The organism is Salinibacter sp. (assembly GCF_036626415.1).
GTDB lineage: Bacteria > Bacteroidota > Rhodothermia > Rhodothermales > Salinibacteraceae > Salinibacter.
This window is the reverse complement of sequence record NZ_JAZKRW010000021.1, coordinates 19650-29409: the sequence shown is the minus strand read 5'-3', so window position 1 is coordinate 29409 and position 9760 is coordinate 19650. Positions and strand designations below refer to the sequence as shown.

Annotated in this window: 7 protein-coding genes; 3 read left to right on the top strand and 4 right to left on the bottom strand. The window is 67.2% G+C overall.

Features of this window, described 5'->3' with window-relative positions:
- From V5A20_RS04320 to V5A20_RS04310, 3 genes are all read left to right on the top strand, one after another.
- On the top strand, positions 1 to 1628 hold a 1628-nt coding region (locus tag V5A20_RS04320; protein ID WP_332326790.1), incomplete at its 5' end, for a penicillin-binding transpeptidase domain-containing protein.
- A gap of 364 nt (positions 1629 to 1992) precedes the next feature.
- Positions 1993 to 3300, top strand: coding sequence for a metallophosphoesterase family protein (locus V5A20_RS04315; RefSeq protein WP_332315185.1), 1308 nt, complete (start codon positions 1993 to 1995; stop codon positions 3298 to 3300).
- 294 nt (positions 3301 to 3594) lie between these two features.
- Positions 3595 to 4065 (top strand): hypothetical protein, encoded by a 471-nt coding sequence (locus tag V5A20_RS04310; protein WP_332326789.1) that lies wholly within the window; start codon positions 3595 to 3597, stop codon positions 4063 to 4065.
- Between the two features lie 126 nt (positions 4066 to 4191).
- On the opposite strand, the gene V5A20_RS04305 is transcribed toward V5A20_RS04310, so the two are convergent.
- The 4 genes from V5A20_RS04305 to V5A20_RS04290 form a co-directional block, all read right to left on the bottom strand.
- Entirely contained in the window at positions 4192 to 5064 is an 873-nt protein-coding gene (locus tag V5A20_RS04305) for a 4-(cytidine 5'-diphospho)-2-C-methyl-D-erythritol kinase (RefSeq protein WP_332326788.1), read from the bottom strand.
- A gap of 46 nt (positions 5065 to 5110) precedes the next feature.
- Complete coding sequence (locus tag V5A20_RS04300; protein ID WP_332315182.1) at positions 5111 to 6061, bottom strand: homoserine kinase; 951 nt, start codon at positions 6059 to 6061, stop codon at positions 5111 to 5113.
- Positions 6062 to 6252: 191 nt separating this feature from the next.
- Complete coding sequence (gene thrA, locus V5A20_RS04295; RefSeq protein WP_332315181.1) at positions 6253 to 8718, bottom strand: bifunctional aspartate kinase/homoserine dehydrogenase I; 2466 nt, start codon at positions 8716 to 8718, stop codon at positions 6253 to 6255.
- A 132-nt stretch (positions 8719 to 8850) separates the two neighbouring features.
- Entirely contained in the window at positions 8851 to 9714 is an 864-nt protein-coding gene (locus V5A20_RS04290) for a purine-nucleoside phosphorylase (RefSeq protein WP_332315180.1), read from the bottom strand.
- Between the last annotated feature and the right edge of the window lie 46 nt (positions 9715 to 9760).

Here is a 9760-nt window from a genome sequence, read left to right as displayed (position 1 = left end):
ACCCCCTTCAGGCCGCCACCCTGGTGGGCATGCTCCGGGCCACCTCCTACTACAACCCGGTGCGCAACCCGCAGAATGCGAAGCAGCGCCGGAACGTGGTCCTGCGGCTCATGCGGGAGCAGGGTGTCCTTGAGGCCTCGTTCTACCGCGAGCACGCCGACGACCCGGTGCGTGCAGAGTATCACTCCGCTCGTCTCTCCGCGAGCCTTGCGCCGTACTTCGCGGAGCACGTGCGCACCACCTTGTCGGACTGGACCACAAAGGAGAAGTACAGCGACCACCCCCTCCACGGCCGCGACATTTATGGCGAGGGACTGCGGGTGTACACGACGCTCGACTCCAAGCTGCAAAAGCTGGCCCGAGCGTCTGTGAAAGACAACATGACGGCCCTCCAAAAGGTGGTGGGCTATCAGTGGAGCGAGCCCTCGCCCGGGCTCTACAGCAACTCGCTTGAGGACTATCGTTCGCTGACGCCGGGGGAGGACTACGACCCCTTCACCCACTTTTGGGACGCAAATCCCGACGTCCTGAACGAGTTCATTCGGCAGACCACGCGCTACGACACGCTCCGGGCCCGCGGAATGGGCCCGCGGACAGCGGTGGATGAGCTCCGCGACACCCCCTCGTTTCTCGACTCGCTGAAAGCAGCGAAGAGTCGTCTGGGGGCGGGGCTCGTCTCGCTCGATCCCCGAAACGGCCACGTGAAGGTGTGGATCGGGGGGCGCGACTTCGAAACCGAAAAGTACGACAAGGTCGGCACCGCGCAGCGCCAGCCGGGCTCGACGTTCAAGCCCTTCACCTATACCGCCGCCATCGACAACGGCTACTCCCCCTACGACACGCTCCTCGACAGCACGTTTACGTGGGAGGATGCCGGGGCGGACACGACGTGGTCGCCCAAGAACTACAACGGGGAATCGTCGGGAGAAATGCTGACCCTAAGCCAGGGGCTCGCCAACTCCAAGAACACGATCACCGCCCGGCTCGCGCTCGACATGAATCCGAGCACGGTGACCACCTACGCGCACCGGATGGGCATCCCGAAGGAGACCCTGGAGCCTGTTCCGTCCATCGCGCTCGGCACCAGCAACGTGCGCCTGCTCGACATGGCCGCCGGATACAGCACCCTGGCAAACGGGGGGCTGTACAACGAACCGGTCGCCATTACTCGGGTCGAGGATCGGTACGGCAACGTACTGTGGGAGGCCTCCCCGAGTCCCCGAGAGGCCCTCTCCGAGCGGACGGCCTACACGGTCGTCGACATGATGCGCGGGGTGATCGACTATGGCACCGGCGTGCGCATCCGCACGCAGTTTGACCTTGGGGCGTACGATCTAGGTGGAAAGACGGGAACGACCGACCGGGCGGCGGACACGTGGTTCATGCTCATGCACCCCGAGCTGGTGAGCGGGGCCTGGGTGGGCTTCGAGGATCAGCGACTCACCTTCCGGACGGGCTTCTGGGGACAGGGGGCGCACACCGCCCTCTTCCTCGTCGGCGACTACTACCGGCGCATCACCGAGTCGGACGAGGTGTCGCTCGCGGAAACGTCGTTCCCGCTGGTGCAGGGCTACGGCGCCCCGGAAGACACGACCGGTGGCCAGAATGGCGGGCGCGTCGGCTGGTAGGAATCACGGGCGAATTTCGGGTTGCGATTTTTGAAGGGTCGGTTTCCGGTCCCACCCCGTGATTCGTGCAGCGTCAAGCAATTCCTGTTGGACCGGCGTTGTCTCGGGCAGAGCGCTGAGCGCGAATGCGACCGCGGACTCCCGGGGTGCAAAGCGGAGCCGAAAGACCTCCTCGGGTGGGGCGATAACGCCGGATGCGAAGAGATTCACTCCGAAAGGACGTCTTCGCTGCGCTCCGGGCGCTTCGGTTGCTAAGCAGCCCTCTCAGAACGACGCGTCCTTCGTGACTTTAAAGGACCTCTCGATCGTGCATCCTGGCATGGTTCCCTTCCCATTCGTCCCTCGAAATTCGTAATTCGACACTGTGAAGCTGCTGCACACGGCGGACATCCACCTCGGGTTCAAGACGCACGGGCGGCGCGACCCGGACACGGGTCTGAACACGCGGCTGCTCGACGTGCGCCGCTCCCTGGAGGCCGTCGTTCAGCGCGCCCTCGAGGCGGACGTGGACGCGTTTCTGTTCTGTGGGGACGCCTACCATACCGCCGACCCCACCCCCACGCAGCAAGACATTTTCGTTCAGTGCCTCCGGCCCCTCGCCGAGGCCGGCATCCCGGTCGTGCTCATCGTGGGCAACCACGATCACCCCGTCACCTTCGGCCGCGCCTCGTCGCTCGACATCTTCGACCACATCGCCGGCGACGTCCACTGCTACCGCAAGCCGGCGTCCAGCGTCCAGGTCCTCGACACGAAAAGCGGGCCGCTTCAACTCATCCCGCTGCCCTGGCCCATCCGCAGCCAGATCCTGGCCAAGGAGGAGTACCGCCGCATGGGGCCGGACGAGCTCCGTCAGTTCGTAGAGGAGCACTACGTCACGTACGTCCGGCGTCGGACCGACGAGATCATGGACGAGGCGACGGGCGTCACGCCCGAAGGCACTGACCATGCCCTGTCGCCCGACGTGCCCACGGTGCTGGCGGGACACGTGACCGTGCAGGGGGCGGCGCTGGCCGGCTCAGAACACACGACCACGATCGCGTCGGAGCCGACGTTTACTGTCGGGCAACTCGCCGTACGTCCCATCGACTACGTCGCCCTGGGCCATGTGCACCGGCCGCAGAACCGCAACGAAGAGGGGCATCCGCCCGTCGTCTATTCCGGCAGCATCGAGCGTGTGACGTTCAATGAGGCCGACGAGGACAAAGGCATTCAGTTGGTGGACATCGACCCGACCCGCGACCCGATCACCCACACCACCTTCGTCGAAACGCCGGCCCGCCCCTTCGTGGCGGTGGCGGTCGACGCCCGGGACGCGGACGAGCCGACCCAGCGGGTGCTGGAGGCGATCCGCGAGCGAGACGTCACCGACGCCGTTGTGCGGGTCCGGTACCGCGTGCGGGAGGAGCAGGTAGCACAGGTCGACCCCGAGCAGTTCCGGAAGGCCCTGGCGGCGGCCGATACGGTCGCCGGCATTGAACGCACGGTGGACCCGGCCGAGCGAAAACGACGGACGGCGGTCACGCGTGAATCGGGACTCGAAGAGGCGGTGCGCCAGTACGTGGGGCAACACGACGAGCTGTCGGGGATGGAAGACGATCTTGTGGAGGCGGCCTTGGCGCTTGACGCAGAGCTGGACGCCGACAAAACGAACCCTGGAGACGGGCGAGCATGATTCCCTGAGGGAGGCCCGTAAGGGAAGTTGTGACTCCGTCCTCGCCCCCCAAAACGATCGTGCCGAATCTGTAATTGACGTGAGGGCGCCAAGGCACGGTTGAATGTTCGCGCACCCACCTCCATCTTATGGGCATCCCATCATTCATTCCGTGCTCGAAGCTGGGGACGTATGGCTTTGCAGGCCATACGAACAGTTTCGCAATCAACGCACCAACCACCCGTGGATATCGAAAATCGTACCGTAGTCGTCCCGCGAAAGGAAGACACGACCAAAGAGGAAGAGCCCGTCGAAGTGTGGCCTCTTGTTGAGGCGGCGCTCGACAAGGTTGACGCCGACCCGACCACCTACCAGGCGGCCCAGGCGGCCATGGAGGTGAGCGACGGCTGTGCAACCCTGGCCAACTTCCTGATCAGCCAAGCCGAGCAGGTCGAACAGATGGACTACCGTTTTAAGGTCCCTCTGGTTGTGCTTGGTGCCCAACTTGCCCGCGAGGACGATGGCTCTACGACCATTTATGATCCCGGCGAGGGAGCTTTTCACTTCGAGACTGAGGACCACCACTTTGCCTTCGAGGTCTACGAAGATTGGACGGTCGACTGGAAAGAGGTGGCCGACCGGATCGAAAAGGGGTATAACTGGGACGGCGTCGAGAAGCAGGTCTGGGCCCTCGACTGGCTCATGGCCTACCTCGAGGTTCCCTCGGACGACTACATGGTCGACAACGAGGGGGAAGACGATGATCAGTATTACAGCCGCATCTGACGGCGGCTAACGCCCTCTGTTGTCCCGGTCCTGTGCTGTTCGCTGCACCGCTCTGGGGGGAGTGCTTCCGAGGGAACACCTTTTCTGCATCTGTCCCGATCATGACTCAAGGGCGGAGCGTCCGGACTACTGCTGCGGACGTGCGGCGGGCATGAGGTGACTTTGCACGTCCACGGTGTCCGAGTCCCGAAGCGCATCCTGGGCCGCCTGGGCTGCGGCCGGCTCCCTGAAGAGCCCGTACACGGCACTGCCGGACCCGGAGAGCGAGACGTAGGCGGCGTCCGTGTCCTGCAGGGCTGCTCGCACCGCGCTGACGGAGGGCTTGGCCGCCATCACGGGGGCCTCGAAGTCGTTGGCGAGGGCCTCTCGCCAGTGAGGCAGGTCGTTCGAGCAGACGACCCGTTGCAGGTCGGGCCGGTCGGTTGCTGCTGGGGTCACCTGGGTGTAGGCCCAGGGGGTGGAGACCGCAACGGACGGAACGGCGAGGAGGAGAGGAAAGGGCAGCCGGTAGGAGCCCCCATCGTTGGAAAGTGGCGACAGCGTGTCGCCGCGCCCCGTGGCGCGGGCCGCAGGGGCATCCTGAAGAAAAAACGGCACGTCGGCCCCGATCGTGGCCCCGATCTCTCGGAGAGCCTCAAGAGACGCGCCCACGTCCCAGAGCCGCGTGAGGAGTCGGAGCGTGGCCGCGGCGTCGCTCGAGCCGCTTCCCAGTCCGGCGGCGTACGGCACTCGCTTTTCGAGGTGGAGCGCGGCCCCCGTGGCCACGTCAAACGCGTCCGCGAGCCGGTGGGCCGCCTGGAGGCACAGGTTGTCTTTGTCTGTGGGCAGTGACGGGTCCGAGCACGTGAGCGAGAGCCCCTCGGCGGGCGTCGCCGCAATCGTATCGGCCCAGTCGATGCGGTGGAGGACCGTGTCGATGTCGTGGTAGCCGTCCGGGCGTTGACGGAGGACGTGCAGGCCCAGATTGATCTTGGCCGGGGCGTCCTGTGTGAGGCGCACGGGGGAGACGAGAGTGCAAGGACAGAAACGCGAAATGGACCGAAGGCTACCGGTCAGCGGGACTCGGGGCGGCGGTGCGGGCACCCTCGGGGGGAATGGGCGAGATCCAGGCTTCGGTGGGTACGTCGTGCCGGGCAAAGGCCTCGGTCATGGCGTCCCGTACGCGCTCGGCGCCGCCGGGGCCCTCGCACCACGCGAACAGGGTGGGGCCGGCGCCCGAGAGAGAGCAGCCCAGGGCGCCCTCCGACATGGCGGCCCCCTGCACGTCCGCAAAAGCGGGCACGAGCGCGGCCCGGTGGGGCTCCACGATGAGGTCGCGCAGGGCGCGTCCGATGAGCGCGAGATCGTCGCGGTAGCAGCCCGCCACGAAGGCGCCCAGGTGGGCCGTCTGGCGGACCGACTCGGACAGTGGAATCGCGTCCGGCAGGCAGGCCCGTGCCTCTCGGGTCGGGAGAATGCGGTCCGGGCGGACGAGGACGCAGCGAATGTCGGCGGGCACGGGAATCGGCACCACGTCCGGGGGGTCCATGGCGCGAGTGAGCACGAGGCCGCCGAACAAGCAGGGGGCGACGTTGTCGGGGTGCAGGTCGCCGCTGGCCACGGCCTCTCCCGCCAGCGCATGCGGCAGCAGGTCTGCCGGCGACCAGGCATCCGGAAGCAGCTCAGCCCCGGCCACGACCGCGCCCACGGCCGAGGCGGCCGACCCCCCCAGCCCGGACCCGAGCGGGATGCCCTTCTCGATAGACACCTCGAACCCGATGTCCACGTCTGTGGCGTCCTGAAGAGACTGCAGGGCAGCGGTGGCCGTGTTGTCGGCGGGCGTCGTGGGCAGGTCCGTGACGCGCCCCGTGATGGTCCCAACCCGGACCGTGGGCGCGTCGAGCCGTCGCACCGTCACCCGATCACCGAGGCCGTCGAGGGCCGCCCCGAGCACGTCGTACCCCACAGCGACGTTGCCCATGGAGGCGGGGGCGAATACAGTTACTTGGTCGGCCATTGGCTCCGTTTCTCGTTGGGTCATTGCTCGGGGTCGTAGGGAGCAGGACGTGTGATCCGGGATGGAGCCCAGGTCGCACGCTCAACCGGGCTCGCTGTCTCCTCTCCACGCGCTGCGCTTTCGCTCTCGCATCTACGCCCCAACGTTTCCCGTTCGCCACGCGCCCGTCAAATTCAAATTATGACTTCAAATTACGACATCAAGCGGAGCAGGTCGGTGAAGACGCCTGCGGCGGTCACCTGAGGACCGGCACCGGGGCCCTGCACGATGAGGGGCGTCTCGTCGTACCGGTCCGTCTGAAAGCGGACGATGTTGTCCGTGTGGTTGATCCGGGCGAAGGCATGGTCGGCGGGGTAGCGGCGCAGGCGGACCGAGGCGTCGCCCTCGCGCGTGACGCTCCCTACGAAGCGGAGGACCTTGTTCTCGGCCCGAGCGTCCCGGAGCAGCTTGGTCATGTCGGCGTCGTGCTCCGGCAGGCGCTCCAAGAAGGCCTCCACGGAGCCGTCTCGGAGGGGGGCGGGAACGAGCCCGTCCACGGACACCGCGTCCAGCTCCAACGGCACGCCCATCTCGCGCGCCAGGATGACCACCTTGCGGGCCACGTCCATGCCGGACAGGTCGTCGCGGGGGTCGGGCTCAGTAAACCCTTCGCCTTTGGCCTGACGGAGGATTGCAGAGAAGGGCCGGTCGCCGTCGAAGGCATTGAAGAGATACGACAGCGTGCCGGAGAGAATGCCCTCGATCCGGTGCACCTGGTCGCCCGTCTCGGTGAGGCTGTTGAGCGTTTGCAGGATCGGGAGGCCCGCCCCAACGGTCGTCTCGTAGAGGTAGCGAGGCCCGGGCCCTCGGCTGGCAGCCTGGAGGGCCTGGTACGTGTCCCACGTGTCGGTATTGGCCTTCTTGTTGGGAGTGACCACGTGGATGCCGCGCTCCAGCCACGTCCGGTAGTGCCGGGCGACGGCCGCGCTGGCGGTACAATCGACGATCGCCGTGTGGGGATGGTAGTCGGTCTGCACGTGGTCGACGAAGGCGTCAAGGTCGGCCGCCTCGCCCTCGCCCAGGTCGTTGCGCCACGTGTCGAGGTCGAGGCGCTTCTCGGCCCGGAGCATGCGGGACGATGTGGTGATGCCCCGGACGCGGAGGTCGATGTCCTGCTCCGCCCGGAGCCGCTGGGCCTCCTTCTCGATCTGGTCGAGCAGGGCCGAGCCCACATTGCCGGCGCCAACGACGCCGATCGACAGGGTCCGCTTCGAGAGGTAGAAGCCCGCATGGGCCGCACGCAGGGCTTGACGGGCGTCGTCGCCGTCCACCACGGCCGAGATGTTGCGCTCCGAGGAGCCCTGGGCAATGGCTCGCACGTTGACGCTGGCTTCGCCGAGGGCCCCGAAGAAGGTGGCGGCGACGCCGGGGGTGCCTGCCATCCGGTCGCCCACGACGGCGAGGATGCTGCAGTTCGGCACCAGCCCAATGGCGCGGATCTGCCCCCGGTCCAGCTCGGCGTAGAAGGCCTGCTCGGCGGCTTTGCGGGCCACCTCCGCCTGCGCCTGTGGGACGGCGAAGCAGATCGAGTGCTCAGAGCTGCCCTGTGAGATGAGGATGACGGAGACGCCCTCCGCCTCCAGCGCGTCGAAGAGCCGTCGCGCAATGCCGGGAACCCCGATCATGCCGCTGCCCTCCAGGTTCAAGAGGGCCACGTCGTCGATCGTGGAGAAGCCCTTGACGACCGACGCGCCCTCGTCATCAAGGTGAATGCGGGTGCCGGGCCGGTCGGGGGCAAAGGTGTTGCGGATCGTGATCGGAATCTCGTGCTCGACGGCCGGCGACAGCGTGCGCGGGTGAATGACGCCGGCCCCGAAGTACGCCATCTCCATGGCCTCCTTGTAGGAGAGGGCATCGAGGCGGCGGGCATCGGGAACGTACCGGGGGTCGGCGCTCATCACGCCGTCGGTGTCCGTCCAGATTGTGAGGGCCTCCGCCTCGAGCAGCGAGGCAAAGAGGGCCGCAGAATGATCCGAGCCGTTCCGGCCCAACGTGGTCGGCACATCGTTGGGCGTGGTGGCAATGAAGCCCGTCACGACGACCACCTCAGGATTATCATGCTCGGCCCGCCAGTCGGCAAACCGCTCCCGAGTCGCAGGCCAGTCGACCACGGGCCCCAGGTCTTCGTGGGTGACAACGAGCACCTCGCGAGCGTCGCAGACGGCGGCCGGCAGGCCCCGATCGCGCAGCACCCCGCCCAGCACGCGGGCGGACCACAGCTCGCCATATCCGGCCACGAGGTCGCGCGTGGTCTCGGGGGCAGTTCCCATCAGGCGGGTGGCCCGGAGCACGTCGGTTAGGTCGTCCACGTCCCGGTCCAGCGCGCGGAGCACGGAGGCAGCGGCGTCCCCGTTGAGCAGGTTGGTAACCACGGCCCGCTGGTCGTTGCGGAGCGACTGGAGCCGGTCGGACAGCCCGTTGGCGTCGGTATGGGCTTTTTCGGCGAGGGCAAGCAGGCGATCGGTGACCCCGCTCATGGCGGAGACGACGACGGCGAGGGGCGGCGTGCGGGCATCGAGGAGGCCGGCCACGTGTCGGATGCGCTCCGGATCGGCGAGGCTGGTCCCGCCGAACTTGTGAACCCGCCAGCCGGCGGACGCAGGATCAGACGATTCCATGTAGACAAGAAACGGTTGAAGGGGGAAGGCCCGCGGTGGGAGACAGCCGCAATTGCGTCGGCCCGAGCGGAAACCGCTGCCCTCCACCTGCCTACGGTCGGTGCAGACGGACGGGCGTTATCGCGGTTCTGGTCAGGCGCCTTCAGCGACGACCGTTGTGAGGAGGCGGCGCATTTGCGATCGGCCTGTCTGGAGGGAGGTGCCATCGGACGGGGGGGCACCATCGGGAGAGCGGGGGGCGGGCTCCTCCGTCAGGTGCTGGGCAGTCAGGAGCGTGAGGGCCATGACGTCCATGCCCATGTGGCGGGCCGCAAGGACCTCGGGCACCACGCTCGTCCCCACGGCGTCGGCACCCAGCCGTCGGGCCATCCGGTGCTCCGCCGTCGTCTCGTGGTGCGGTCCCAAGAGCCCCAGGTAAATGCCTTTCCGCAGAGAGAGGCCTTCGGTCCGCGCCCCGTTGCTGGCTCGTCGCCGGAGGGCCGCGTCGTAGGGCTCGGTCATGTCGGGAAAGCGCGGGCCCCAGTCCTCCACGTTGGGCCCGACGAGGGGATTCTGTCCCTGAAAGTTGATGTGGTCGGTCAAGAGCATCAGGTCCCCACGCTCGGCTTGGGGGGACACGCTGCCGGCGGTCGCGGCCAAGAGAAGGGTGTCTACCCCAGCGGTCGCGAGCATGCGGACGGGGAAGGCCACCTCGCGCGGCGTGTGGCCCTCGTAGAGATGGAGGTCTTGCTGCAGGTCCACAATCTGTGTGTTACCGAGGGAACCGATCGTGACGGTTCCGTCCGAGGCGGGATAGTGGGGGAGGTCGTCATACGGCACCGTGTGCGCTACCGTCCCCGCATCAAGGAGAGGCGCAAGGTCCACGTCGCGCAGGAGGCCAACCGTTGGCGACGACGCATCCACGCCGGGAAGGGCGGAGGCGGCCGCGTCGACCTGTCGCTTGTACGCGGCGGTTCCGTCAGCGGTAAGGGCGGAGGCGTCGGCGGCCGTAGACATACGAGAGGGAGGCTGGGAACAGAGTGGCGTGGAGACGAAAGACCGT

Bases quoted from the DNA above. Each gene is read 5' to 3' on its own strand.
- thrA (WP_332315181.1), bottom strand. From the start codon at position 8,718: ATGGAATCGTCTGATCCTGCGTCCGCCGGCTGGCGGGTTCACAAGTTC.
- V5A20_RS04300 (WP_332315182.1), bottom strand. From the start codon at position 6,061: ATGGCCGACCAAGTAACTGTATTCGCCCCCGCCTCCATGGGCAACGTC.
- V5A20_RS04290 (WP_332315180.1), bottom strand. From the start codon at position 9,714: ATGTCTACGGCCGCCGACGCCTCCGCCCTTACCGCTGACGGAACCGCC.